Raw genomic sequence first — 25,034 nt, forward strand, 5'->3', positions numbered from 1 at the left:
TCTCTTATGAGCTGGCACTGGGAAATGGTCGGCGCGAGGAACCATCATCGGCCTGCACGTGACGCCAGAGCGTGGCCCGCTGCTCCAAGTGTGGTCCGCGGTTCGAATACACGATCGCGATTCCGCCGAGTGGCTCGGTGGTCGCGAGGTTTCTTCAGAACGCGGCGCCGTCGTCTGGGGTAGGTGCCACCTTCTTTGCGGTGGCCTTTTTGCTGGCGGGTTTCCGGGCGGCGGGCTTTGCAGCTGCTTTGGTTGCACCTGCTTTGGCAGAGGTGGCTTTGGTCTTGGTTGCTGTGGCCTTTGTCGTGGCTTTTTCGGTGACTGGCGCTTTTGCAGCCTTGGTTGTTTTGCTGGCCTTGGCATCGCCCGCCTTGGGGGCGCGGGCTTCGAATTCGAAGCCGATCTTGCCGTCTTTCTGGCGCACCAGGTAGGCCTTGAACTTGCGGTTGGTGCGGCTCGAGACGAAGCCCTGGAAGAGGTCGGTCTTGCCGGTTTCGAGCAGCTTTCTCATCTGCTCCGTGGGGATTTCTTGCTGCAGGATGACCTTGCCGCTGCGGAAGGTGCAGGATTTGTTCGGTCCTACCGAGTGTTCGCAGATGTAGTTCATGCCATGTTCGAACACGCGTCCCTGGCACTTGGGACAGGCGCCCAGCGGCGTCTGGCCGGTGAAATCCACGGCCTCGGCATCTTCGTCATCTTTCTGGCCGAAATCGAATTCCAGCTTGAATTCGTCGGTGATGCGCAGCAGCGCCGCAAACGGACGACCCATTTTGCTGATGAAGCCCGTGAGCGGGCCCAGTTGCCGGTTCTGCAGCAGTTCTTCGACCTCGGACACCTCGAAGGTGCGGCCGCCCGGGTGCTTGCCGATAGAGAAATCACAGCTTGTGCACGCGTAGCGTCGGTAGTTTTCTTTGACTACCGCGCCGCATTTGGGGCAAGGCGTCTTGAGCGTAGCGTAATCGCCGGGAACCGTGTCACGCTCGTATTCTTTGGCGCGCTTGACGATGACTTGCGTCATCTGCGCGATTTCGCGCATGAAGGAGTCGCGGTCCAGCTTGCGCTGTTCGATGAGCTTGAGTTGGTGCTCCCATTCGCCCGTGAGTTCGGGCGAGGTGAGCTCGTTTACGCCCAGCCCCGAGAGCAGCGTCATGAGCTGGCGCGCCTTGGCGCTGGGGATGAGGTCGCGCCCTTCGCGGCGCAGATAGGTTTCGTTGATGAGGCCTTCGATGATGGCGGCGCGCGTGGCTGGCGTGCCCAGGCCCCGCTCGGACATGGCCTCGCGCAGGGCTTCGTCGTCGACCAGCTTGCCGGCGCCTTCCATGGCCGAGAGCAGCGTGGCTTCGTTGTAGCGGGCGGGCGGTTTGGTGGCCAGGGCCCGGGCTTCGATGTCTTCGGTGCGGACGCGCTCGCCGTCGGCCACGGCCACCAGGTTGTCGTCCTGACCCTGGGCTTCGCGCCCGTAGATGGCGAGCCACCCCGGGTTCACCAGCACCTTGCCCTCGGTCTTGAACACATGCCCCGACACCTGGGTGATCCGGGTGGTGACGCGAAATTCTGCCGCCGGGAAGAATACGGCCAGGAAACGGCGGGCGACCAGCTCGTACACCTTGAATTCGGCTTCGCTGAGTTCGCGAGGAATCTGCAGCGTGGGGATGAGCGCAAAGTGGTCCGAGATCTTGCTGTCGTCGAAAATGCGGCGGTTGGGCTTGACCCAGTCCTGTTCCACCACCTGTGCCGCAAAGGGCTGCACGGTACGGGCAGCGCCTTCGCTGTGCGCCAGCACCTTCATGGTGTCGCGCACGGTGTTGACGTAGTCTTGTGGCAAGTGCCGCGAATCGGTACGAGGGTAGGTGAGCGCTTTGTGGCGTTCGTACAAGGTCTGCGCGATGGACAGCGTGGTCTTGGCCGAAAACCCGAAACGCGAGTTGGCTTCGCGCTGCAAGGTCGTCAGGTCGAACAGCGCAGGTGAAACCTGCGTGCTGGGCCTGGATTCTTCGGTGACCGTGCCCGCCTGGTTGCGGCAGGCCGCCACCACGCTTTGGGCGGCGGATTCGGACCACAGACGCGAGTCGCGTGAATCGGGGTCCTGGTCGTCTTTCTTGAATTTGGGGTCGAACCAGCGGCCTTCGTACAAGCCGGCGGCCGCGACGAAGGTGGCGTGGACTTCCCAGTAATCGCGTGATACGAAAGCGCGGATGCGGTCTTCGCGCTCTGTGACGATGGCCAGGGTGGGCGTTTGCACGCGGCCCACGGGAGTCTTGAAGAAGCCGCCGTCCTTGCTGTTGAAGGCCGTCATGGCCCGGGTGCCGTTGATGCCCACCAGCCAGTCGGCCTCGGCGCGCGAACGCGCGGCCGCTTCGAGTGGTTTCATGGTGGTGTCATCGCGCAGGTTGGCGAAGGCATCGCGAATGGCCGCCTGCGTCATCGAACGCAGCCACAGGCGTTGGATGGGTTTTTTGATGCCCGCATACTGGATGATGTAGCGGAAGATGAGCTCGCCCTCGCGGCCCGCGTCGCAGGCATTGATGACGGCGCCCACGTCCTTGCGCTTGAGCAGCTTGGTGAGCATCTTCAGGCGCTCGCCCGAGCGCTTGTCGGTGGGGCCAAGTTCAAATTTGGGCGGGATGACCGGCAGCTGTGCAAAGCTCCATTTGCCGCGCACGGGGTCGTTGGGCGCCACGAGGCTGAGCAGGTGTCCTACGCTGGAGGACAGTACGTACTGCTCGCTTTCGAAGTAGTCGCCTTCGCGGGTGAAGCCCCCCAGAGCGCGGGAGATGTCCTGCGCTACAGAAGGTTTTTCGGCAATGATGAGCGTTTTGGTCATGAGGTTCCATTGGCGGCCGCTTGAACGACCGTATTAGCGCGGATGATACGAGGCGGGCCCTTGCGTCGCAAGTGTGCCGGCGTGGGGAATGTGTATGAATTGTCCCCTGGAGTCACTGCCCGTTATCCGTCTTTGGGTCTCAATATAGCAAACCGGTCTGCCCAGCGATGCGTGGCCTGCGGCCAGAAGTCCTCTGGGGTGCGTGCCGGGAAGGCCTCGAAGCCCAGTGCCTGCCATGCTTGCATCAGCGCCTTCAGGGGGCTTCCCAAGTCCAGTGCAGGCGCGTGGTTCTGCTTCGAGAGCTTGTATCCGTGGGTGTCCATGACCAGCGGAACGTGCAAGGTGCACGGCAGGGGCAACCCCAGAGCCCGCGCCAGCTGTCGCTGCCGGGCCGTGGAATCCAGCAGGTCGGCCCCCCGCACGATGTCCGTAACCCCCTGGGCTGCATCGTCCACCACCACGGCCAGCTGGTAGGCCCAGAGGCCGTCCGTGCGCTTGAGGATGAAGTCGCCGACTTCGTGTGCGACATCTTGCGATTGCGGCCCCAGCCAACGGTCCGTGAAAAATTCGATGCCGGCAGGGACGAGAAACCGCCAGGCGCGCCGCTTGGCTGCCGTAGGTGAGGGGGCCGGCGGTGGAGCCTGGAGGAGTGACGAGGGCTGCTGTTGCGACTTGGGGCGGCACGTGCCGGGGTAGGGGCCAGGGGGCAGATCGCGACGATGGCAGGTGCAGGGATAGACCTGCGCCTGGGCCCGGAGTTGAGCCAGCGCCTGGGTGTAAAGGCTTAGGCGCTGTGTCTGCCAGACCACGGGGGCGTCCACGTGCAGGCCCAGCGTGTGCAGCTGCTGCAGAATGATCTGGTCGGCCCCCGCCACGGTACGAGGGATGTCGATGTCTTCGATGCGCACCAGCCACTGGCCGTGGTGTGCCCGAGCATCCAGGTAGCTCGCAAGCGCGGCCGCCAGCGAGCCCGCATGCAGGGGGCCGCTGGGGCTGGGGGCGAAACGCCCGATGTATGGCATGGAGACGGTCAGTGCGGGCTGCGCTGGCTGTCGTCGGCGAGCAACTCTTCGAAGATGAGGTGATCGACTTCGGCCTCCTGGCTCCAGAGCACCATGAGGGCCAGCACCTTGATTTCGGCCAGCGACAGCGGGCCTTCGTTGGTGGCCTGGGCGCAGCCGATGAGGATTTCGCGCATGGGAGGCGGCAGTGCGCCCGAGTTTTCCAGGAACACGATGAAGCCTATGGCCTCGGTGCCCAGGGTGCGGTATTCCTCGTCGGTGTAGATGCGCGGCGCGCTGGAGGTTTGCGGCTTGAGCGCAAGGTCCAGGTATTGCTCTGTGGTTTGCGCGAGCTCGCGCAGCCACGTGAGCGCGTCGTCGATGTCGTCGTGCTCGAAGCCAGCTGCTGCCAGCTTGCTGGCAAGGATTTCCGCGCGCGGGCAGGCCTGCGGCGTGTAGTAGTTTTCGAAGAGGTAGACCAGGATATCGTACATGGTGGCCGGGTGAAGCGATGTGCCCCCATAGTGTACTTGCTTGGGGCATCGCGCTGTGTGCGATGCGGAGCGTGTGATGGATCCCACCAGAAATCCGTTCTCGACGGGTGCGGGTACGCAGCCTCCCGAACTGGCTTGTCTTGCAGCGGCACCATCAGCGTGCCTTCTGCTCTGCAGGCGCCGCCTCCAGCGCGATCAGCGTCACTCCCTCGGTGACCTGGTCGCCGACGGCGTAGAAGATTTCCTGAACCGTGCCGTCGTGGGGGGCCTCGATGGAGTGTTCCATTTTCATTGCTTCCATGACGACGAGGGGGGTGCCTTTCTTCACGGCATCGCCTACCGCGACAGCGACGGACAGGATCTTGCCGGGCATGGGGGCCGTCAGCCCCCCTGTCGTGTCGTCTTCCTGGGTAGAGGCCAGGGCGATCGGGTCTTGCCATTGCAGGGTCGTGCGCTCGCCGTCGCTGAAGACGTCCAGGTGCAGGTCGTGGCGGAAAACGCGGCCTTGGGCCTCGGTATCCCCCAACTGGATGCGGATGCCGTCGGTGCTGCGCTGCCACTGGAAGGGCTGGGGCTTGCCGGTATCGACGGCCAATGTCCAGACGCCCGTGTCGCGGCACAACTGCAGGCTGCGCTCGCCGGTGGTGTCTTGCAAGGTCAGGGTGCGGGCATAGTGCCCGCCGACGCGCCAGCCGTCGGCCAGTTGCCATGGAGGCAGGGTACCGGGGGCGCCTGTCGCGTGGGTCCCGGCATCAGGGAGCAGCGTGGCGGCCGTCAGACCCAGCACCGTGTCGGCTGCGGGTTGAGGCGTGGGAAACAGGTGTGCGCGCTCACGTTCGATGAGATCGGTGTCGAGCTCGGGGGCTGCAAATGAGTGTGAACTCATGAGCCGGCCCAGGAACGCGATGTTGGTGTGCAGCCCGGTGCAGCAGATGGCGCCCAGGGCGCGCTGCATGCGCTGGCGCGCCTGTTCGCGGTCATCGGCGTAGACGATGAGCTTCGCGATCATGGGGTCGTAATAGGGGCTGATGGTGTCGCCCTGACGCACGCCGCCGTCTACCCGCAGCGGCCCCACCTTGAAGTTCACGTGGTCGGGCCAGGTGAGCACGTCCAGGTGCCCAATGCTGGGCAGGAAGTCGTTGGCCGGGTTTTCGGCGTAAATGCGGGTTTCGATGGCGTGGCCGTGAATCTGCAGGTCGCTTTGCTGCAGCGGCAGGGGTTCACCCGCAGCGACTCGCAGCTGCCATTCGACCAGATCCTGGCCTGTGATGGCTTCGGTGATGGGGTGTTCAACCTGCAGGCGGGTGTTCATTTCCATGAAATAGAAACGGCCGTCCGGTTCGACGATGAATTCGACCGTGCCGGCGCCTACGTAGCCCACGGCCTGCGCCGCCGCGACTGCTGCCTCACCCATCGCCTTGCGGCGTTCGGGGGTCATGCCAGGGGCGGGCGCCTCTTCGATCACCTTTTGGTGGCGCCGCTGCGTGGAGCAATCGCGCTCGAACAGGTAGACGCACTGGCCGTGCGTGTCGCCGAAGATCTGGAATTCGATGTGGCGCGGCTTTTGCAGGTAGCGCTCGATGAGCACTTGCGAGTTGCCAAAGCTGGCCGCCGATTCACGTTGGCAGGATGCCAGCGCCGCCTTGAAGTCTTCATCACGCTCGACGGTGCGCATGCCTTTGCCACCACCTCCGGCACTGGCCTTGATGAGTACGGGATAACCGATGGCGCGGGCCTGCTCCTGCAGGAAATCGGGTTCCTGGCGGTCACCGTGGTAACCGGGTACCAGCGGCACGTTGGCCTTGGCCATCAGCGTCTTGGCGGCCGATTTGCTGCCCATGGCGGCGATGGCATCCGCCGTGGGGCCCACGAAAATCAGCCCGGCTTCCTGGCAGGCACGCGCGAAGCCGGCGTTCTCAGACAAAAAACCGTAGCCGGGGTGGATGGCCTGGGCGCCGGAGCGCCGGGCGGCGTCGAGGATGGCGTCCACGCGCAGATAGCTTTCAGAGGGCTCCGGCCCGCCAATGCGCAGGGCGAGGTCGCAGGCCTGGACGTGGCGTGCCCGGGCGTCGGCGTCGGAATAGACGGCGACGGTACGGATGCCCATGCGGCGCGCCGTGGCGGCGACACGGCAGGCGATTTCTCCGCGATTGGCGATCAACAGGGTATCGAACATGAAGGTTCCTTACATCCGGAATACGCCAAAGCGCGTGTCGTCGGTGGGAGCATGGCGGGCGGCCGCGAGGCCCAGGCCCAGGACGCGGCGGGTGTCAGCCGGTGCGATGATGCCGTCGTCCCACAGCCGGGCGGTCGAGTAGTAGGCGTGGCCTTCGTGCTCGTATTGCGCGCGAATGGGCGCCTTGAAGGCTTCTTCTTCGTCGGCCGACCATTGGCCGCCCTTGCGCTCGATACTGTCGCGGCGCACCGTCGCCAGCACGCTGGCCGCCTGTTCGCCGCCCATGACCGAGATCCGGGCGTTGGGCCACATGAAGAGCAGGCGCGGGCCAAAGGCACGGCCGCACATGCCGTAATTGCCGGCACCGAACGACCCGCCGATGAGCACCGTGAATTTGGGCACGGCAGCCGTGGACACCGCCGTGACCATCTTGGCACCGTGGCGCGCGATGCCCTCGTTTTCGTATTTGCGGCCCACCATGAAGCCGTTGATATTTTGCAGGAACACCAACGGGATGTTGCGTTGGCAGCAGAGCTCGATGAAGTGGGTGCCTTTTTGTGCCGATTCCGAGAACAGGATGCCGTTGTTGGCGATGATGCCGACGGGCATGCCGTAGATGCGGGCAAAACCGGTGACCAGCGTGGTGCCGAAACGGGCCTTGAATTCGTCGAATTCAGAGCCGTCGACGATGCGCGCGATGACTTCATGCACGTCGTAGGGCTTGCGGGTGTCGGCCGGGATGATGCCCCCCAGCTGCGCCGGATCGTACAAGGGTTCAGCCCAGGGGCCGGCAGGGGGGGGCGCGGCGATGTTCAGGCGCGCCACCGCGTCGCGCGCCAGGCGCAGCGCGTGGGTGTCGTTTTCGGCCAGGTAGTCGGCTACGCCCGAAAGTCGTGTGTGCACGTCACCGCCGCCCAGGTCTTCGGCCGAGACTTCTTCGCCCGTGGCCGCCTTTACTAGGGGGGGCCCCCCCAGAAAGATGGTGCCCTGGTTGCGTACGATGATGGATTCGTCGCTCATGGCCGGCACGTAGGCGCCACCGGCCGTGCAGGAGCCCATGACCACGGCCAGCTGCGCAATCCCCATCGAGGACATGACCGCCTGGTTGTAGAAAATGCGCCCGAAGTGGTCGCGATCCGGGAAGACGCTGTCTTGGTTGGGCAGGTTGGCCCCGCCCGAGTCGACCAGATAGATGCAGGGCAGGTGGTTTTGCTGCGCGATTTCTTGTGCCCGCAGGTGTTTCTTGACGGTGAGCGGGTAGTAAGTGCCGCCTTTGACCGTGGCGTCGTTGCAGACGATGACGCATTCGGTGCCGCTGACGCGGCCGATGCCGGTGATGAGGCCCGCCCCCGGGGATGCGTTGTCGTAGACGTCGTGTGCAGCCAGTGGAGAAAGCTCCAGAAACGGGGTGCCGGGGTCGAGCAGGCGCTCGACGCGCTCGCGGGGCAGGAGTTTGCCGCGCGCCAGATGCTTGGCGCGGGAAGATTCACTGCCGCCTTGTGCCGTGTGAGCGACCTGGCTGCGCAGATCGTCGATCTGCGCCTGCATGGCGCGCGCATTGTCCTGAAAGTCTTGTGATCGTGGGTTGATTCTGGATTCAATGACCGGCATGGCGAGTCCCGAAGGCCGGGGGCGGGCGCGAGCCCACGCCCCGGCGTGTTGCGGAGGATTACAGCATTTCGATCGCGATGGCCACGGCTTCGCCGCCGCCGATGCACAGCGAGGCAATGCCGCGCTTGCCGCCTTTTTGGCGCAGCGCGCCGATGAGCGTGGTGATGAGGCGAGCACCCGAGCAGCCGATGGGGTGGCCCAGGGCCGTGGCGCCGCCGTGGATGTTCACCTTGTCGTGCGGGATGTCGAGCTCGAGCATGGCCGCCATGGTGACTACGGCAAAGGCTTCATTGATCTCGAAGAGATCCACGTCGGCGACCTTCCAGCCCGTCTTGGCAAGCAGCTTCTGCATGGCGCCCACGGGTGCCGTGGTGAACCATTGGGGTTCTTGCGCGTGCTGGGTATGGGCCACGATGCGCGCCAGGGGCTTGACGCCCAGTTCTTGTGCCTTGGAGCCACGCATCACGACCAGTGCCGAGGCGCCATCCGAGATGGACGACGAATTGGCAGCGGTGACGGTGCCGTCTTTCTTGAAGGCGGGCTTCAGGGTGGGGATTTTTTCGGGCTTGGACTTGAAGGGGGCTTCGTCTTTGTCGACGACCACGTCGCCCTTGCGGTCGTGGATCGTGACCGGGACCATTTCCCACTTGAAACTGCCGTCTTCATTGGCCGTACGAGCGCGCCGGAGGGATTCGAGCGAGAAGGCGTCCTGCGCTTCGCGCGTGAAATGGTACTTGCCGGCGCAGTCTTCGGCGAACACGCCCATGGCCGTGCCCTTTTGGTAGGCGTCTTCCAGGCCGTCGAGGGCCATGTGGTCGTAGACGGTGGAATGCCCGTAGCGGTAGCCTTGGCGACCGCGCAGCAGCAGGTAGGGCGCGTTGCTCATGCTTTCCATGCCGCCGGCGACCACGATGTCGACGGATTCAGCCTTGATGATGTCGTGCGCGAGCATGACGGCTTTCATGCCGGAGCCGCAGACTTTGTGCAGCGTGCTGGCGGGGGTGCTCTTGGGCAGGCCCGCCTCGATGGTGGCCTGGCGTGCCGGTGCCTGGCCCTGGCCTGCCTGCAGGACGTTGCCCATGATGACTTCCTGGACGGTTTCGCCCGCAATGCCGGCGCGCTCGACTGCAGCGCGGATGGCCACGGCGCCCAGTTCGTGCGCCGAGAGGGCGGACAGACAACCCATCATGCCCCCCATGGGGGTACGGGTGGCGGATGCGATGACGATGGAATCGGACATGATGTCTCCTGTTTCAACGGATATGGGGTGATACGCTCGGGTCTTGCACGGGCAGGCCTCGGGTCTGCAGCCGGCGGGCCGGAGGGTATGGGTAGATGTCTTCGATGTGCCCCTGCGCGGCCCGCGTGCGGCATTCCTGCCACCATTGTGCCTCTAAAAGGGGGGCGTGGTATTTGAGGAAAGCGGCGCGAACACGCGGGTTGCCCAGCAGAAAATGCGCGAATTCTTCGGGGAAGACGTCGTGTGCCCCCACGGGGTACCACGGTTCGCCCGAAAGCTCGGCTTCTTCGTTGGGGGCGGGGGGAATGCGGCGAAACTGCATGTCGGTCATGCGTTCGATTTCGTCGTAGTCGTAGAACACGACTCGGCCCAGTCGGGTAAGGCCAAAGTTCTTGTAGAGCATGTCGCCCGGGAAGATGTTGGCGGCCGCCAGCTCGCGGATCGCCTGGCCGTATTGCTGGATGGCGGCGTCCAGCGCAGCGTCGGGGGCGTTGACCAGAAACAGGTTCAGCGGGGTCATGCGGCGTTCGATGTAGACGTGCTTGAGTACGACCAGGTCGCCCGTTTCTTCGAGCAGGCTGGGCACGTCGGTCCGCAGGCTGGCCAGCAGGCGGGCGGAAAATCGGCTGCGCGGTAGGGCGACCTGCGAGTATTCCCAGGTGTCGGCCATGCGTCCCACGCGGTCGTGTTTCTTTACCATCAGGTATTTGCGCCGCACGGTGGCCTCGTCCATGCCTTCTTTGTGGATGTGGTCGCGGATGAGCTTGAAGACGTAGGGGTACGAGGGCAGCGTAAACACGGTCATCACCATGCCGTGGATGCCCGGTGCGGCGTCGAAGGCGTCGCTGGAGTGCGACAGGTGATGCAGAAAGTCGCGGTAGAACAGGGTCTTGCCCTGTTTTTGCAGGCCCAGCGTGGTGTAGATCTCGGCCTTGGGCTTGCGCGGGAACAGGGATGCCAGAAACTCGACATAGGCGGCCGGCGCTTCCATGTCGACCAGAAAGTACGCCCGCGTGAAGCTGAACAAGGTGCTGAGGTCGTCGCTGGTGTGCAGGAGGGCGTCGAACTGGACATGTCCCGAGGGGGTTTGCAACAGCGCCACGGCAAAAGGGTGGATGACGGTCTGGTTGATGAGCCGCCCTACGATATAGGCGCCTTTGTTGCGGAAGAACAGGGAATTGAGCACCTGGATCTGGCAATCGGCCGCCAGGCGTCGGCCCAGATCGCGTGGCAGTGCCTCGTGCAGATGGCGCAGGCCCCGGCGCGCGAGACGCCGGACGTCTGCGGGTAGATCCAGATAGGGACACGCCAGTCCAAAGTCGGCCACCATCTGGGTCAGGCTGGGCAGCAGGCCTTGTGTGAGCGGGTAATACGAGCGATAGGCGGGCAGTTCCCCGTCGATGTAATCCGTGGCGACGGCGGGACGCACGAACAGGAAGTCGTTGTTGAAATAGTTGCGGTGCAGGATGCGGCAAGACACCGAGTTGAAGAAGGTCTCGGCGCAGGCAGGCTGGCGGTGGCTCGCCAGAAGGCCGATATAGCAGGTCTTGGTGGCCTGCCAGAATTCGATCTGCTCGTGTGCCAGGGCCAGGCCCGGCGTCGCTTGTGCAGGCGCCGTGTCGCGCAGGGCCTGTGCCAGCGAGGCCGCGCATTCGCGTACCCGGATGTCGTAGTATTCGATGCGTTCGCGCGAGAGCTGCTGGATGCCGTGCCAGTTGGCCGATTCAAAGAGTGCCTTGGCGCGTTGGGCGCTGTAGCGAAACAGGGCATAGTGGCGGTCGAACCCGGCCAGTATCATGCGCGCGACGGCATCGGGCCCGTGCGCGTGCGGGCTCACGGGTTGAACGTACTGCAGGTCGCCGTCGTTGCGCATGGGGCGATCAGGAACAGAGGATGCCGCTGGCGTGCACGGCAGGCCTCAGGCGGTTTCGTTGAAGAGTTCGCGACCGATCAGCATGCGGCGGATTTCGCTCGTGCCGGCACCGATTTCGTAGAGCTTGGCATCGCGCCACAGGCGCCCGGTGGGGTAGTCGTTGATGTAGCCGTTGCCGCCCAGGATTTGAATGCCTTCGCCCGCCATCCAGGTGGCTTTTTCAGCGCAGTACAGGATGAGCCCGGCGCAATCCTTGCGCACCCGGCGCACGTGTCCGGTACCCAGCTGATCCAGGTTTTTGCCCACGGTGTAGCAATACGAACGGCAGGCTTGCAGCGTGGTGTAGAGATCGGCCAGCTTGCCCTGGATGAGCTGGAATTCACCGATGGATTGCCCGAATTGGTGACGTTCGTGCACGTAGGGCACGACCACATCGAGGACGGCCTGCATGATGCCCAGTGGCCCGGCGGCCAGCACGGCGCGTTCGTAGTCGAGCCCGCTCATGAGCACCTTGACCCCGCCGTTGACGGCGCCCAGCACGTTTTCGGCGGGCACGGCGCAATCCTGGAAGACCAGCTCGCCCGTGTGCGAACCGCGCATCCCCAGTTTGTCGAGCTTTTGCGCCACCGAGAATCCCGGGAAGGATTTTTCGACGATGAAAGCGGTGATGCCGTGTTGGCGGGCCTCGGGGTCGGTCTTGGCGTAAACCACCAGGGTGTCGGCGTCCGGCCCGTTGGTGATCCACATCTTGGTGCCGTTGAGCACGTAGTGATCACCGCGTTTTTCGGCGCGCAGCCGCATGCTGACTACGTCGGAGCCAGCGCCTGGCTCGCTCATGGCGAGTGCGCCCACTTGTTCGCCCGAAATCAGCCCAGGCAGGTATTTGCGCTTTTGCGCCTCGGTGCCGTTGCGGTGGATCTGATTCACGCACAGGTTGGAGTGCGCCCCGTACGACAACGCGATGGACGCGCTGGCGCGTGAGATTTCTTCCATGGCGATCATGTGCGCCAGGTAGCCCAGTTGCGCCCCACCGTAGGTTTCGGCCACCGTGACGCCCAGCAGGCCCAGGTCGCCAAATTTGCGCCAGAGATCCATAGGGAACTGGTCGTTGCGATCGGCCTCGGCTGCGCGCGGGGCGATTTCGGACTGCGCGAATTCTCGTACGGCATCGCGCAGCATGTCGAGGTCGGTGCCTAGATCGAAGTTCAGGCCGGGCAGATCCATGGGTGTCTCCTGTGAGGATGCGTTATTGTGATCTCACGTTTACGTTAACGTCAATTAGGGTAATGCTGGGTCGTTCAACGTGACGTCGCTTCCCGCGCTTTGAGTTGTTGATCGCAATCAGCCTGCTGGCGGCAGATTTCTTTGAGCGTTTCGTCCAGGTCGCGGCGCTGTTGTTCCAGCTTTCCGCGGTGCGCAGCCAGCACTTCGGCGTAGTGGTGCAGCTGCGTGGTGGAGCTGGCGCTGGTGTGGTCGTACAGGTTGATGAGGGTGAGGATCTCGGCCAGTTGCAGGCCCAGGCGGCGTCCACGCAATGCCAGCTTGAGCCGCGTGCGGTCACGAGTGACGTAGATGCGCCGCCGCCCTTCGCGGGCCGGCGTCACGATCCCCTGGTCTTCGTAGAAGCGGATGGTGCGCGGTGTCACCCCGAATTCGTGCGAGAGCTCGGTGATGGTCCAGGTAGCTTGGCTCATGGGCAGTTGGGATGAGTGGTCGGATTGGATGCAGTTTACGTCAACGTCATTCATTTTGATGCTTTTGGCGGATGCGGGACTTGGAATCCGGGGTGTCGAAGGGCGCACGAAGGGTCCGGGCCCAGATCCCTCCTATACTGAGGCTGCATGCCGACTGGCTGTGGAGTGTGAACCAGATGAACTCTGACGAACAAAAATTGCGCTATCCGCATGGCGAAACCCTGCCGGTAGCGGGCGAGGCCCTGACCGTGGCCGATGGCGTGCGCTGGCTGCGCATGCCTCTGCCGTTTGCCTTGAACCACGTCAATCTTTGGCTGCTGCGCGACCGCATCGACGGGCGCGAGGGCTGGACGGTGGTGGACTGCGGGGTCGATCGGCCCGAGGTGAGAGCCTGCTGGGAAACCGCCTTCACGCAGGCGCTGGAGGGCTTGCCGGTGCTGCGCGTGGTGGTCACCCACATGCATCCAGATCACGTGGGGCTGGCGCACTGGCTGTGTGCGCGCTGGCAAGTACCGTTGTGGATGTCGATGACGGATTACGTACTGGCGCGCCTGTGGGCCGGTGCTTCGGCCGAGCGGACCCCCCAAGACGGCGGGCTGACGGGCGATTCTGCCGTGCGTCACTTCGCGCGGCACGGCCTGGTCGACCCCGAAGTGCAGACGCAGATCCGGGCACGCGATGGCTATTACGCCAATCTGGTGCCGGACATCCCTTCGCAGTTTCACCGCCTGGTCGAAGGGGACGGCCTGGAAATCGGTGGCCGCACCTGGACCATCCGGGTCGGGCGCGGTCATGCGCCGGAGCACGTCTCTCTCTGGTGCCCTGCATTGAGGGTGCTGATTTCAGGCGACATGGTGCTGCCGCGCATTTCCACGAACGTGAGCGTGTCGGGGCTGGAGCCCGAGGCCAACCCCTTGCGGCTTTATCTGAATTCTCTGCGCGAACTCGATGACTTGCCCGACGACGCCCTGGTTCTGCCGTCGCACGGCCGACCCTTCATCGGGCTGCCGGTGCGCGTTGCGCAGCAGTTCGCGCATCACGCGGCTCGCCTGGCCGAGGTGATGGACGCCTGCCGCGTGCCCTGCAGTGCGTACGATCTGCTGCCGGTGCTGTTCCATCGAAAGCTGGATGTGCATCAGTTGAGCTTTGCCATGGGCGAATCCATTGCGCACTTGCACGCCCTGTATTTCGAAGGCAAGTTGCGGCGCACGCTGGATGAGGATGGCGTTTATCGCTTCCAGAAGACCTGACATCCTGCCGCCTGGCCGCTTGTGTTTTTGCCCGCGTTGTCGCCTTCAGCCTTGCGCAATTTTCTTTGAGACTCATGCACCATGAATACTTCTTCCGATGACCGTATCGACACCTTGCTGCAGCATACGGGGCAGGCGACGCTGGACCCCGTTACAGGTTCCGGTCCTGTCGCCTTGCCGTCCTATCGCACCAGTACGGTGCGCTTTGCCTCCATGGATGCGCTGGATGCGGCGCAGGCCGCCAAGCAACGCGGCGAGCGGGTGCCCACGTATGGTCGGGTGGGGCTGCAGACCCATGCTGCGTTCGAAGAGCTGATGTGCCAGCTTGAAGGCGGCACACGCGCATTTCTGGCCCCGTCGGGCATGGCGGCCATCAGCATGGCGCTGATGGCGTTGCTGAGCCAGGGCGACCATGCGCTGGTGGTGGACTGCGTCTACGGGCCGGTGCGACAGCTGCACAAGGCCATTCTGTCGCGCATGGGCGTGGCCATGGATTTCGTGGCGCCTGACATCGCGAGCCTACAAGCCGCGCTGCGCCCCGAAACCAAGGTGCTGTACCTGGAATCCCCCGGTTCGCTGCTGATTGAAATGCTGGATCTGCCGGCGCTCGCTCAGTGGGCGCATGAACACGGTCTGACGGTGGTTGCCGACAATACCTGGGGCTCGGGTTACATCTACCGGCCGCTGGCCTTGGGTGCCGATATTTCAGTCGTCGCGGCCACCAAATATGTGGGTGGCCACTCCGATCTGATGCTGGGCGCGGCCGTCACGCGGGACCCGGCCCTGGTTGCTCGGCTGCATGAGACCCACTACGCGTTGGGGAGTACCGTGAGCGCCGATGATGCCTGGCTTGCGATCCGGGGGGCGCGGACCTTGGGCTTGCGCATGCAGGCGTGCGGCGATCATGCCATGACAATCTGCCAGTGGCTGTCCAGGCGCCCCGAGGTCTCGCATATTTTCTCCCCGGCCTGGCCTGGGGATGCGGGTCATGCGCTCTGGCAACGCGATGCCACCGGATCCAACGGCCTGTTTTCGGTTGCGGTTGATTTCAACGAGGCACAGGTGCGCCGCGTCATCGACAGCCTGCGCTTGTTTGGCCTAGGCTATTCCTGGGGCGGCTACGAGAGCCTGGTGACTCAGGTCGAGCCCTCGGCCCTGAAGAGTCACCATTATTGGCAGCGCGTCGCCACCGATCGCATGAAGGCCGGCACCGTACTCAGACTGCACGTGGGCCTGGAAGACTCGGCCGATCTGATTGCCGACCTGGAACAGGCGTTTGAGTCGGCGCGGGGGGAGGTGGCCGACGAGTGATAGACTACTGACTCACCTGCCAGTTCATGGATACGCCTGATTCAGGCAATCCAGGCAGCCTGTAGATTCGCAAGAACCTGGTCACGAGCAGAAGTGAAATCAACGGATATCAAGCAGCCGGACATGCGCCAACGGATCAAGTCGCTCGCCGCGACGCTGCTGATCAAACATGGGTACCGCGGTGTGAGCTTTGGCGATATTGCCGACGGTCTGTCCACCACGCGGGCCAATATTCACTACCACTTCGGCAACAAGAACTCGCTCGTTGAAGAGGTGACGGACGAGTATGTGACGGCCACGTTGGCGCGATTCCGCTCGATCTGGAAGAATACGGATACCTCGATCGGCTTCAAGCTGGATGCCACCATCGCATTCAACCGCCAGCGCTACGACGAGTTCAACGTAGGCGACGACGACGGCCTGTCATGGAGTCTGGTGGCGCGGATGCGTGCGGACAGTGATGCGCTGAGTCCGCGCAGCGTCGCCTCGGTGCAGCGCTTTGCATCCGAGTTGACGAACGCGATCAGGGTGGGCATTTCCAACGCAGTCGACCAGGGTGAGCTATCCTCTGGCACGCCGATCGAGGACGTTGTGGCCCTGCTGGTCAATATCATCAATAGCGCCGGCCTCGTCACCCAGGATGCGGCACGTTTCGATCAGCTGGAACTGATCTATCGCGCGTTCTTGAGGACAGTCGTTGCTGCTTACGGCAATCAGGATGTGCAGACTGCACCCAAGCTGGCCAAACGGCCGTTTGCCGCTGTGCCTGGTGGGGCAGCGACTGATGCGCGCGGTATGGCGGCCTCCAGGCGGCAGCGCAAGCAGGTTCCCTGATCCCAGAGGTGTTGGGTTGGCCTTGCCCGGGGGTCTGACTGTTTGCAGTCGCTCCGCCCGCCTGGTTCGGCGCGTCTGGGCGCCACAACAGTGTCTGCCGCGCATCTGAATCCATACCGGGAAAACCCCTGTTGTATTGGCAGATTGCTCAAACTATGCTGACTTGCACATAAGTAAGTCAACATGCTTGGGCACGAATCCGAATATGCGTAACCTGGAAGGGAAAGTTGCTCTCGTCACCGGTGCGGCAGCAGGCATAGGGCGCGCCATCGCTGTCCGGCTGGCGCAGGACGGGGCGGATCTGGCGCTCTTCGACATCAACGAAGAAGGAGCGCACGACACGGCGGACATGATACGTGCCGTCGGCCGTGTCTGTAAGGTCGTGCGTGGTGACGTGGGTGATTACTCACAGGTTCGGCAAGCCGTCGATGCGTTCGTCCAATCATTCGGCGCTATTGACGTTGCCGTTCACAATGCGGGGATTACCCGGGTCGGTACGGTGATCGAGACCTCGGTAGAAGATTTCCACGCCGTGTTCCACGTCAATGTCGACGGAGTCTTTTACGGCTGCAAGGCGGTGGTCCCCCATATGCTCAAGCAGGGGGGAGGGAAGATCATCAATACCTCGTCCTGGCTGGGCAAGGTCGGCAAAGCGAATTACGGCGCGTATTGCGCTTCGAAGGCTGCCATCATCGGCTTGACGCAATCGCTTGCCATGGAAGTGGCCCGCCAGGGAGTCAATGTCAATGCCGTGTGCCCAGGGGTCATCGTCGATACCGTCATGCGGGACGAAGCGGACGCTGCCTCGATCAGGCAGGGCTTGCGAACGGCGAAACAACGCGAAGGAGAAATACCGGTCGGCCGGGTCGGCTTGCCTGATGACGTCGCCCGCCTGGTGTCGTTTCTTGCTTCAGATCAAGCCAACTACATGACCGGGCAGGCGCTGAATGTCACCGGCGGAATGTGGCTGTTGTGAGGGGATGGGAATGATCAGCGAGCAAGTCGAATGGCATGTGGTCGAGGGTGTGGCCACGGTCACATTGAACAATCCGCCTTTGAATGTCGTCACGCTCGAAATGTCGCGGAAACTTGATGAGGTGCTGCCCATCTTGGCGGAGGATCCCGGTGTCCGCGTGCTCATTCTCACGGGGGCTGGGGAGCGGGCATTCTGCGCCGGCTCCGACATCAGCGAGTTCCCGAACATGCTGGGTCGCGGAAAGATCGTTCCCATGAAACTCGAGTTTGAAAATCAGGTTTACGGGAAGGTGGCAAAGTTCCCGAAGCCCACGATTGCTGCAGTGACCGGCCTGGCCTATGGTGGTGGCCTTGAGCTGGCGGTGTGCTGCGATTTCATCGTGGTCGACGAAGCGACTCGTCTGGGTTTGCCGGAGATCAAACTGGGCGTATTTCCCGGCAGCGGCGGAACGGTGCGCGTGACCCGCAGGATTGGCGAGAGCCGGGCCAAGGAAATGATGTTCTATGGCGAACCGATTGACGCTTCCACGGCGCTTCTCTGGGGCTTGGTGAATCGCGTGGTCCCGGTTGGGCAGAGTCGCGATGTGGCGCAAGCCATGGCGCAAGGCTTGGCAGGCCAGCCGAACCGGGCTCTTCAGTTCTGCAAGGCCGCGATTGCCCTGTCCTATGCGTTGCCCGAGGACGAAGCAATCCGCGACACCATGGATCTGAGCGACCAAGTATTCGATACCGAGGATTGCCGTGAAGGCGTCAGGGCATTCTTCGCGAAGGAAAAGCCGCGTTTCAAGCATCGATGAAGGGGTCTGGAGGGATCTCGGCATACGCTGAAACTCGGTTCGAGCCCTGTGCCACAGCGTTCTTGAATTCTGCATGTCGCGAGGATGGCATTGGGATTAAACGAGGGTTGTATTCATCGTCGGTGAAGTTGCTTATAGCGGAGACAGGACATGAAACAGACACACAGCACAATGAGTACGTTCCGAAAATCGGCGGTGGCGCTTTGTGTATGCGCTGCGACGGTATTCGCGGCGTCCACACCGGCACAGGCCAAGAGCGGCGAGATCAATGTCATGCTGTTCGCAGGGCCGATTGCCAGTTTCACGCAGCAGAATCTGCCGGATTTTGAAAAGGAAAGCGGCATCAAGGTCAATCTGACGATCATCGGTGGCGAGGTCATCAACACCAAGACTTCGACGGAGCTGCTGGGATCGGGCACCTCGTTCGACGTCATCAGCATTCGTGGCGATTCGATGCCGTTCTATGGTATCAAAGGTGTACTGGCGGATCTCACGCCCTATCTGAAGGATGCCAAGCTGACGCCAGCCAGCTATGACCTCAAGAGCATCCCGGATGCGCTCATGAACTTCTACCGCTGGGACAACAAGCAGGTGGGAATGCCCTGGCAGGTTGCGTCCTACATCACCTACTACCGCAAGGACCTGCTCGAAGCAGCCGGCCTGACGCACCCGCCCAAGACGGCCGAGGAGTACCGCAGCTACGCGCAGAAACTCAACGCACCCCCCAAGGTCTACGGGACGGGCTTGACGATGAAGAAGAGTCATAACCTCACGTCCGAGTACTTTCAGTGGCTGTCTACGTTCGGCGGCGGCGTGATCGATTCCCATGGCAAGGTGATCCTTGATAGCCCTGAGGCACGTCAGGCCCTCAAGTACTACGTCAGTCTGCGCAAATTCGCCCCTGAAGACGTGACGAACTGGGCGTATGAGCGGCTCACCACCGGGCTCTCGCAGGGCGAGGTTGCCATGGCGGTGCAGTGGACCGACACGGCCGCCGTCATGCTGGAGCCCAAGCAGTCCAAGGTCGTGGGCAAGATGGCGTTCGCAGCCGCGCCGGTTGCCAAGGTACCGGCTGCCGTGATCGGCGGGTGGGGTCTCACCATCCCGTCAAGCTCACACAATAAAGAAGACGCCTTCAAGTTCATCCGCTGGGCCACCGGCCAGGCGATGTCACGCAAGGTCGCCGATCTGGGCGGCACGCCATTTCGCACGAGCCTGTTGAGAGACAAGGACCTGTCGGTGAAATTCCCCTGGTTCAACGCACAGGCTGATGCCGAAGAGGTCGCCGTGCCGCGTCCGCGCACGCCGGCCTGGCCTGCGATTGACGATGCCATGTCGACGATCCTCGCACGCGTCGTGACGGGCGAGCTGTCGGTCGACGCAGGCGTCACGCAGATGGCAGCCGCCGCCAAACAGCAGATCGGCAACTGAGCCGCCTGAATGCCGAAGCGGGTCCCGGATGTGCCGGAGCCGCTTCGGTAAACGCGCCCCTTTGCGCCAGACAACCCTGATACGAAGAGAAGACCCCATGCGCGATGCCGACATCGAACGCAAGCCACCGTGGCGTCGGCGGGCGTTTCCCTACGTGCTCATTCTCCCGGGCCTGATCTACATCGCTGTCACGACGCTGGTGCCTCTCGTCTACTCGTTCTGGACGAGTCTCACGTTCAACCGTGCGACGTCGGTACAGCCGCCGCACTTCAATGGTGTGCGGAACTATGTCGACGTCCTGACCGACTCCAACTTCTGGAATGCGGTCAAGGTCACCGCGATCTACACCGGGGCGACGGTCGTGTCGGAGATGATCCTGGGCACGGCCATCGCACTGCTCCTCATCAAGCTCACGCGCGGCCGCAAGCTGGTACGGCTGTTGCTCATCATCCCGTTCAGCGTGCCGCCCGTGGTGATCGGGCTCATGTACCTGCTGATCATGGATCGCAGCTATGGCATTCTCAATTATCTGCTCAGTGTCGTGGGTATCGGTCCCGTCTCATGGCTCAGCAGCCCGGATGTCGCACTCTGGTCGGTCATTGGCGTCGACCTGTGGCAATGGACGCCGTTCGTCATCATCTCGGCCGTTGCGGCACTCGAATCCATGCCGGGCGACGTGATCGACGCTGCATCGATCGATGGTGCAAGCTCCATGCAGATGGTGCGCTGGGTGGTGCTGCCGCTCATCAAGCCAGTCCTGCTCGTCGTGGCACTCACGCGAGCCCTGACGTCGCTCAAAGTCTTCGATGTGATCTTCGTCCTGACCAATGGCGGTCCGGGCAGTGCGACCGAGACGCTCAGCTACATGGTCTACGTGGATGCGTTTCAGCGCTTTGATTTCGGCCGTGGCGCCGCCGTGTCGTGGTTGCTCATCCTCATCGCGATGGTGGTTGCGATCCCGATGGTGCGCTCGGTGCTGCGTAGTGACGTGGCGTGAGTGGAGCGCCGATCGCAAATGAACGATTCTGAAGAGGTGTGCCGATGCTATCCGCCAGCTTGAAGGCCTTTCGACGCAGGGTTCCCCTCATCGTGATCTGCGTCGCGCTGGTGTTTTCGCTCGCGCCGGTCGTGTGGTTCCTGCTGACGTCACTCAAGGATCGGAGCGAGACCTTCCAGATTCCGCCCGCGTGGGTCTTCACCCCTACGCTTGATCACTACAAGAACGTGATGGGCTTTGGCGGCGAGCTCACGTCACTCTACCAGGCTGGCAGGATTCACAATTTCTTCGACGCTGCGGTCAACAGCGTCGTGATTGCGGTGGGTTCCACGTTGTTGTCCACCTTCCTCGGTACTATTGCCGCATTCGGCTTTGCACGCTTTCGCATCAAATGGGAAAACGCGCTGCTGGCGGCGTACCTGCTCATCCGCATGGTGCCGGCAGTCTCGCTGGTGCTGCCGCTGTACCGGCTATTTGGCTTCCTGGGCTTGAACGACACCTATACCGGCATGATCATCGCAGAGAGCACTTTTCAGGTGCCCTTTGTCGTCTGGATGATGACCGGCTTTATCCGGCAGGTGCCAGCCTCGCTCGAGGAAAGCGGCATGATCGACGGGCTGGGGCGATTCGGCGCCATGATGCGCATCACTCTGCCGCTGATCAGTTCGGGCCTGTTTGCAACGGTGGTTTTCAACTTCGTGCAGGCCTGGAACGATTTCCTGTACCCGCTGGTCCTGACGTCGCAGCGCACGCAGACGCTCCCCGTCACCATCATCGGGTTCATCGCGGACGGCAACATCTTCTGGGGTGAGATGGCAGCCGCCGGCATCCTGGTGGTGCTGCCCGTTTTGCTGTTTTCCATGCTGGCTCAGCGTTATGTGCTGGCAGGCGCCACCGCCGGCGCCGTCAAGGGGTAGAGCCCCAGGAGCAAATATGAACATGAGCACATCACACGGCGGCGCCGGTCATGATGCGGCGCCGGACACCCGGCCCTTGGTCGGCGTACGCGTCATCGATCTTACGCAGGTTCTCGCCGGGCCCTATTGCACGCGGCTGCTAGCGGACATGGGGGCCGAAGTGATCAAGGTCGAATCCCCGGCGGGAGACCCGTCGCGGGTCCTGCCGCCGCAGATCGGCCCCGGGCACAGCGGCTACTTTGCCTGGCTCAATGCCGGTAAGAAAAGCATTGTCGCTGACTTGCGCAATGCAGCTGGCGTGGCGTTGGTGCGTGATCTGGCCGCGCAGGCCGACGTGGTGGTCGAGAACATGCGGCCGGGAAGCCTGGCGGCCAAGGGTCTCGGCTTCGGGGATCTGCGCACGCTGAATCCACAGCTCATCATGTGTTCGATTTCCGCGTTCGGGAACAGCGGAGCACTTGCCGGGCAGGCGGGGCAGGGCATCATCGCCGAGGGCATGGCTGGTGTGATCGACATGAACGGCGAGGCGGGCGGCCCGCCGCTGCCGCTGGGCGTCTCGCTGGCCGATGTGTCGTCGGGGATCCACGCCTACGGTGCCATCGTGACGGCGCTGTACAAGAAGCTGAGCCAAGGCGGAGCAGGTGAGTACATTGATATCTCGCTGTTCGATTCGTGCCTGCCCTACCACGACATCGCGCTCATGCAAGTCTGTGTCGGACGCGGAGAGGTCAATCCGACGCGTAACGGCAACGAGCACCCGCAGGTGGTTCCCTACGGGGTCTACGAAGCGCCCGATGCGGCCTTCGTACTGGCGGCCGGTACCGAAGTGCTGTGGGGTCGCCTCAGCCACTTGCTGGATGAAGCGCTAGGGGCCTCCGCCGAGGATCTCGGTACCAATGCACGGCGCATCGAGGCCCGTGGTGTCGTGCGCCAGCGCATCGAAACCTGGTCGCGTGGCCTTGGGTCGGCCCGCAAGACGATCGAGGCCCTGAAAGCGGCCGGTGTCCCGGCGGGGCCGGTCGAACCTGTCAAGAATGTGCCCGACAGTGAGCTTGCCCGCTCACGCCGCTCGTTCGTCAGTCTGGAGGATCCAGTCTTGGGCCAAATTCGTATTCTCGCCACGCCTTTCCGGTTCTCGGACACGAACACCGAACCACGCCAGCGCGCGCCCCAATTGGGGGAGCACACGGCCGAGATCATGGCAGCGCTCGCGCGGACGAAAGCATGACTGGGGCGGCGATATCCTGGGACACCCAGCCGCAATTCGATGATTCATTCAATTTCAGGTGAGAGTTCATGGCAGTCGTTGAGCTGAGGCATGTCGGAAAGCGCTACCCGGGAAGCACGTCGCTTGCCGTGGATGACTTCAACCTGGTGACCGAGGACGGGGAATTCGTCGTCCTGGTGGGGCCATCGGGCTGCGGCAAATCGACGACCATGCGCATGATCGCGGGTCTGGAGGACCATACGCAGGGCGACATTCTCATCGATGGGAGCAACGTCAACGGCGTCGAGCCCAAGGACCGCGACATTGCGATGGTGTTTCAGAGCTATGCGCTCTACCCGCACATGAGCGTGCGCGAGAACATGGGGTTCTCTCTCAAGCTGAAGAAGTTCGATAAGGCCGACATCAAAGAGCGTGTGATCAAGGTTGCACAGGTCCTTGGAATCGAACCACTGCTGGAGCGCAAGCCGCGTGAGCTCTCGGGCGGGCAGCGCCAGCGCGTCGCGCTCGGTCGCGCGATCGTGCGTCAGCCGCAAGTCTTCCTTATGGACGAACCGCTCTCCAACCTGGACGCCAAGCTGCGCGTGGACATGCGCGCCGAGATCATCAAGTTGCACCGCAACCTGGGAGTCACCACCTTCTACGTGACGCACGACCAGACTGAGGCGATGACCATGGGACAGCGCGTTGCCGTGATGCGCGACGGGCTGGTCCAGCAGATCGATACCCCCAACAATCTGTATCAGCGGCCCGCCAATCGGTTCGTCGCAGGTTTCATCGGGACGCCGTCCATGAACCTTCTGGACGCCACATTGGATGGCGACAAGGCGGGCGGCGAGGATTTCGTGCTGACGCTGGACGAGGCTGGTCGCGCGGCCGCGAAGGACCGTGCGCAGATCTGCGTCGGGATACGCCCTGAGCACTTGCACTTGTCGCGACAGGAGGATTCTTCCCGCCGACTGACCGGCACAGTCGAGGTCATCGAGCCCCTAGGCGCTTTCACCCTGATGCAGGTTCGGGTGGGAAAGACCGTCGTGACGGCTCAGATCGAGCCTGGCCGAAGAATTGCGATGGGCGATACGGTGACTATTGGCTGCAGCGCCGACAGGCTGTACCTGTTCGATGCGGGGGATGGCCTGCTCCTGAAGGGGATCGATCTTCAGGACGATTCCTGCCTTCCCGGGTAAGTGTCGGGCCGCGCTTGCTCCTACTTTTACTTTTCGCGCCGTGCGCGCATCGTGTCGAGTGCCTCGGGACTCTCGGCATCCTGCGCATACACGCGATTGGCAAACACGTCCATCGTCTCGGCATTGCGCGTCATGAGCGAGAAGTAATGCTTGACGGAGCCGACTGCACGCGCCGGTAGCGCTGCCAGCTTCTGCGCATGGGACAGCGCTGTGTCGAGCGCCGACTGTTCGCCGCTCAGGATGTCGGCGAGCCCGATGGCGACGGCCTCCGTGCCATTGAATGGTTCGGCGCCAAACGCAATGCGCCGCGCCTTGACGAGGCCGACGCGGTCCACGAGCGTGCTTAGGCCAAAGCCAGGCAACCATCCAAGTGACACTTCCGGCAGCCCCCAGCGCGCCTGCGGACTGGTCACCACCAGATCGCAGGATATCGCGAGCATCAGGCCGCCGCCCAGCGCGAAACCGTCCACGGCAGCGATGACCGGCTTGGACATCAGTGGGATCGAGCGCACGAAGGCGCCCATGACGAGATTCAGGCGCGAAACGGCGTCACGGTCGTCGCCCGAGAATTCCTTGAGATCCGCCCCGGCGCAAAAGCCTTTGCCCGCGCCGTCGAGCACGATCGCCCCGACAGCCGCCTCGGTGGACAACTGCGCAAACGCGGCGATGAGGCCAGAGAGCAGTTCGGAGCCGAGCGCGTTGCGCCGTTCAGGTCGGTCGAGCGTGACGATCGCCACGGATTCGCGGCGATCGATATGGACGTAATGCATGGACGGCAATCCCTGTCGCTGCGTCGGCAGCACTAGTTCAGGGTACAGCATTTTCGTGGTGGAGCCCGGTCAGATTTTGGGGATTATGGCGCCACGGCCCAGCAGTCGGACAGGATTCGTGCGCCGTACGGTACCAGCGGCCCATGCACCTGCACGGCAGAGATGGGAACGGGGTCGCCCGGTACGTCCGTGGCGCTGGCGTCACGGACAGGCTCTGGCGAGACCTTGGCGCAGACCTACGGTTTCCCGGGAAGTGAAATCGATTTGCAGCGCCGGGGCCTGATCCGCGCGGGCTGGCTGGATGGCCTCAAGGCCAAGGCGTTGCTCACGCTGCTGCTGCGGCATGGCGGCGCCGAGCGTGCGCAGGTGCTTGAACATTTCCGATTCTGGGGCGGCGGCGATGTTTCGCCTCAGAGGTGACCGCCCC

General features: G+C 63.1%; 21 protein-coding genes. 11 read left to right on the forward strand and 10 right to left on the reverse strand.

What is annotated here, in order from left to right; translation table 11 throughout:
* Positions 1-154: 154 nt before the first annotated feature.
* From VF285_RS07670 to VF285_RS07710, 9 genes are all read right to left on the reverse strand, one after another.
* Complete coding sequence (locus VF285_RS07670) at positions 155-2,824, reverse strand: DNA topoisomerase III (protein WP_346952031.1); 2,670 nt, start codon at positions 2,822-2,824, stop codon at positions 155-157.
* Between the two features lie 122 nt (positions 2,825-2,946).
* Entirely contained in the window at positions 2,947-3,846 is a 900-nt protein-coding gene (gluQRS, locus tag VF285_RS07675; RefSeq protein ID WP_346952032.1) for a tRNA glutamyl-Q(34) synthetase GluQRS, read from the reverse strand.
* 8 nt (positions 3,847-3,854) lie between these two features.
* Entirely contained in the window at positions 3,855-4,319 is a 465-nt protein-coding gene (locus tag VF285_RS07680; RefSeq protein ID WP_346952033.1) for a DUF494 domain-containing protein, read from the reverse strand.
* Positions 4,320-4,473: 154 nt separating this feature from the next.
* Positions 4,474-6,495, reverse strand: a complete 2,022-nt coding sequence (locus VF285_RS07685) for an acetyl/propionyl/methylcrotonyl-CoA carboxylase subunit alpha (protein WP_346952034.1) — start codon at positions 6,493-6,495, stop codon at positions 4,474-4,476.
* 9 nt (positions 6,496-6,504) lie between these two features.
* Positions 6,505-8,106 (reverse strand): carboxyl transferase domain-containing protein, encoded by a 1,602-nt coding sequence (locus VF285_RS07690; RefSeq protein ID WP_346952035.1) that lies wholly within the window; start codon positions 8,104-8,106, stop codon positions 6,505-6,507.
* A gap of 58 nt (positions 8,107-8,164) precedes the next feature.
* Complete coding sequence (locus VF285_RS07695; protein ID WP_346952036.1) at positions 8,165-9,346, reverse strand: acetyl-CoA C-acyltransferase; 1,182 nt, start codon at positions 9,344-9,346, stop codon at positions 8,165-8,167.
* A 13-nt stretch (positions 9,347-9,359) separates the two neighbouring features.
* Positions 9,360-11,219: a bifunctional isocitrate dehydrogenase kinase/phosphatase gene (gene aceK / locus VF285_RS07700; RefSeq protein ID WP_346952037.1), complete on the reverse strand. Its 1,860-nt coding sequence runs from the start codon at positions 11,217-11,219 to the stop codon at positions 9,360-9,362.
* A gap of 45 nt (positions 11,220-11,264) precedes the next feature.
* Positions 11,265-12,443, reverse strand: a complete 1,179-nt coding sequence (locus tag VF285_RS07705; protein WP_346952038.1) for an isovaleryl-CoA dehydrogenase — start codon at positions 12,441-12,443, stop codon at positions 11,265-11,267.
* A gap of 74 nt (positions 12,444-12,517) precedes the next feature.
* The gene (locus VF285_RS07710; protein WP_346952039.1) at positions 12,518-12,913 is read right to left on the reverse strand and encodes a MerR family DNA-binding transcriptional regulator; all 396 of its coding nucleotides are present in this window, start codon (positions 12,911-12,913) and stop codon (positions 12,518-12,520) included.
* 176 nt (positions 12,914-13,089) lie between these two features.
* Here VF285_RS07710 and VF285_RS07715 point away from each other — a divergent pair, with 176 nt between their 5' ends.
* The 10 genes from VF285_RS07715 (at position 13,090) to VF285_RS07760 (ending at position 23,837) form a co-directional block, all read left to right on the forward strand.
* Positions 13,090-14,163, forward strand: a complete 1,074-nt coding sequence (locus VF285_RS07715; protein ID WP_346952040.1) for an MBL fold metallo-hydrolase — start codon at positions 13,090-13,092, stop codon at positions 14,161-14,163.
* Between the two features lie 81 nt (positions 14,164-14,244).
* Positions 14,245-15,474 carry a cystathionine beta-lyase gene (gene metC / locus VF285_RS07720; RefSeq protein ID WP_346952041.1) on the forward strand — a complete coding sequence of 410 codons (1,230 nt, stop codon included), beginning with the start codon at positions 14,245-14,247 and terminating at the stop codon, positions 15,472-15,474.
* 93 nt (positions 15,475-15,567) lie between these two features.
* Positions 15,568-16,308: a TetR/AcrR family transcriptional regulator gene (locus tag VF285_RS07725; protein ID WP_346952042.1), complete on the forward strand. Its 741-nt coding sequence runs from the start codon at positions 15,568-15,570 to the stop codon at positions 16,306-16,308.
* Between the two features lie 205 nt (positions 16,309-16,513).
* Complete coding sequence (locus VF285_RS07730) at positions 16,514-17,284, forward strand: SDR family NAD(P)-dependent oxidoreductase (protein ID WP_346952043.1); 771 nt, start codon at positions 16,514-16,516, stop codon at positions 17,282-17,284.
* Between the two features lie 10 nt (positions 17,285-17,294).
* The gene (locus VF285_RS07735) at positions 17,295-18,080 is read left to right on the forward strand and encodes an enoyl-CoA hydratase/isomerase family protein (RefSeq protein ID WP_346952044.1); all 786 of its coding nucleotides are present in this window, start codon (positions 17,295-17,297) and stop codon (positions 18,078-18,080) included.
* A 150-nt stretch (positions 18,081-18,230) separates the two neighbouring features.
* Positions 18,231-19,511, forward strand: a complete 1,281-nt coding sequence (locus tag VF285_RS07740; RefSeq protein WP_346952045.1) for an ABC transporter substrate-binding protein — start codon at positions 18,231-18,233, stop codon at positions 19,509-19,511.
* 97 nt (positions 19,512-19,608) lie between these two features.
* On the forward strand, positions 19,609-20,508 hold the full coding sequence (locus tag VF285_RS07745; RefSeq protein WP_346952046.1) for a sugar ABC transporter permease: 900 nt from the start codon (positions 19,609-19,611) through the stop codon (positions 20,506-20,508).
* A 44-nt stretch (positions 20,509-20,552) separates the two neighbouring features.
* The gene (locus VF285_RS07750) at positions 20,553-21,425 is read left to right on the forward strand and encodes a carbohydrate ABC transporter permease (protein ID WP_346952047.1); all 873 of its coding nucleotides are present in this window, start codon (positions 20,553-20,555) and stop codon (positions 21,423-21,425) included.
* Positions 21,426-21,447: 22 nt separating this feature from the next.
* Positions 21,448-22,653, forward strand: a complete 1,206-nt coding sequence (locus VF285_RS07755; protein ID WP_346952048.1) for a CoA transferase — start codon at positions 21,448-21,450, stop codon at positions 22,651-22,653.
* A 68-nt stretch (positions 22,654-22,721) separates the two neighbouring features.
* Positions 22,722-23,837, forward strand: a complete 1,116-nt coding sequence (locus VF285_RS07760; protein ID WP_346952049.1) for a sn-glycerol-3-phosphate ABC transporter ATP-binding protein UgpC — start codon at positions 22,722-22,724, stop codon at positions 23,835-23,837.
* Between the two features lie 26 nt (positions 23,838-23,863).
* Here VF285_RS07760 and VF285_RS07765 read toward each other — a convergent pair whose 3' ends face one another.
* Positions 23,864-24,607 carry an enoyl-CoA hydratase/isomerase family protein gene (locus VF285_RS07765; protein WP_346952050.1) on the reverse strand — a complete coding sequence of 248 codons (744 nt, stop codon included), beginning with the start codon at positions 24,605-24,607 and terminating at the stop codon, positions 23,864-23,866.
* 162 nt (positions 24,608-24,769) lie between these two features.
* Here VF285_RS07765 and VF285_RS07770 point away from each other — a divergent pair, with 162 nt between their 5' ends.
* Positions 24,770-25,027: a hypothetical protein gene (locus VF285_RS07770; RefSeq protein WP_346952051.1), complete on the forward strand. Its 258-nt coding sequence runs from the start codon at positions 24,770-24,772 to the stop codon at positions 25,025-25,027.
* Positions 25,028-25,034: the final 7 nt, after the last annotated feature.

The organism is Castellaniella sp. (assembly GCF_036379515.1).
GTDB lineage: Bacteria > Pseudomonadota > Gammaproteobacteria > Burkholderiales > Burkholderiaceae_B > Castellaniella.

Excerpts from the sequence above, each read along its gene's own strand:
- VF285_RS07750 (WP_346952047.1), top strand. The coding sequence starts at position 20,553 with ATGCTATCCGCCAGCTTGAAGGCCTTTCGACGCAGGGTTCCCCTCATC.
- VF285_RS07745 (WP_346952046.1), top strand. The coding sequence starts at position 19,609 with ATGCGCGATGCCGACATCGAACGCAAGCCACCGTGGCGTCGGCGGGCG.
- VF285_RS07730 (WP_346952043.1), top strand. The coding sequence starts at position 16,514 with ATGCGTAACCTGGAAGGGAAAGTTGCTCTCGTCACCGGTGCGGCAGCA.
- metC (WP_346952041.1), top strand. The coding sequence starts at position 14,245 with ATGAATACTTCTTCCGATGACCGTATCGACACCTTGCTGCAGCATACG.
- VF285_RS07770 (WP_346952051.1), top strand. The coding sequence starts at position 24,770 with ATGGGAACGGGGTCGCCCGGTACGTCCGTGGCGCTGGCGTCACGGACA.
- VF285_RS07690 (WP_346952035.1), bottom strand. The coding sequence starts at position 8,106 with ATGCCGGTCATTGAATCCAGAATCAACCCACGATCACAAGACTTTCAG.
- VF285_RS07740 (WP_346952045.1), top strand. The coding sequence starts at position 18,231 with ATGAAACAGACACACAGCACAATGAGTACGTTCCGAAAATCGGCGGTG.
- VF285_RS07760 (WP_346952049.1), top strand. The coding sequence starts at position 22,722 with ATGGCAGTCGTTGAGCTGAGGCATGTCGGAAAGCGCTACCCGGGAAGC.
- VF285_RS07735 (WP_346952044.1), top strand. The coding sequence starts at position 17,295 with ATGATCAGCGAGCAAGTCGAATGGCATGTGGTCGAGGGTGTGGCCACG.
- VF285_RS07715 (WP_346952040.1), top strand. The coding sequence starts at position 13,090 with ATGAACTCTGACGAACAAAAATTGCGCTATCCGCATGGCGAAACCCTG.
- VF285_RS07765 (WP_346952050.1), bottom strand. The coding sequence starts at position 24,607 with ATGCATTACGTCCATATCGATCGCCGCGAATCCGTGGCGATCGTCACG.
- aceK (WP_346952037.1), bottom strand. The coding sequence starts at position 11,219 with ATGCGCAACGACGGCGACCTGCAGTACGTTCAACCCGTGAGCCCGCAC.
- VF285_RS07710 (WP_346952039.1), bottom strand. The coding sequence starts at position 12,913 with ATGAGCCAAGCTACCTGGACCATCACCGAGCTCTCGCACGAATTCGGG.
- VF285_RS07680 (WP_346952033.1), bottom strand. The coding sequence starts at position 4,319 with ATGTACGATATCCTGGTCTACCTCTTCGAAAACTACTACACGCCGCAG.
- VF285_RS07705 (WP_346952038.1), bottom strand. The coding sequence starts at position 12,443 with ATGGATCTGCCCGGCCTGAACTTCGATCTAGGCACCGACCTCGACATG.
- gluQRS (WP_346952032.1), bottom strand. The coding sequence starts at position 3,846 with ATGCCATACATCGGGCGTTTCGCCCCCAGCCCCAGCGGCCCCCTGCAT.
- VF285_RS07755 (WP_346952048.1), top strand. The coding sequence starts at position 21,448 with ATGAGCACATCACACGGCGGCGCCGGTCATGATGCGGCGCCGGACACC.
- VF285_RS07670 (WP_346952031.1), bottom strand. The coding sequence starts at position 2,824 with ATGACCAAAACGCTCATCATTGCCGAAAAACCTTCTGTAGCGCAGGAC.
- VF285_RS07695 (WP_346952036.1), bottom strand. The coding sequence starts at position 9,346 with ATGTCCGATTCCATCGTCATCGCATCCGCCACCCGTACCCCCATGGGG.
- VF285_RS07685 (WP_346952034.1), bottom strand. The coding sequence starts at position 6,495 with ATGTTCGATACCCTGTTGATCGCCAATCGCGGAGAAATCGCCTGCCGT.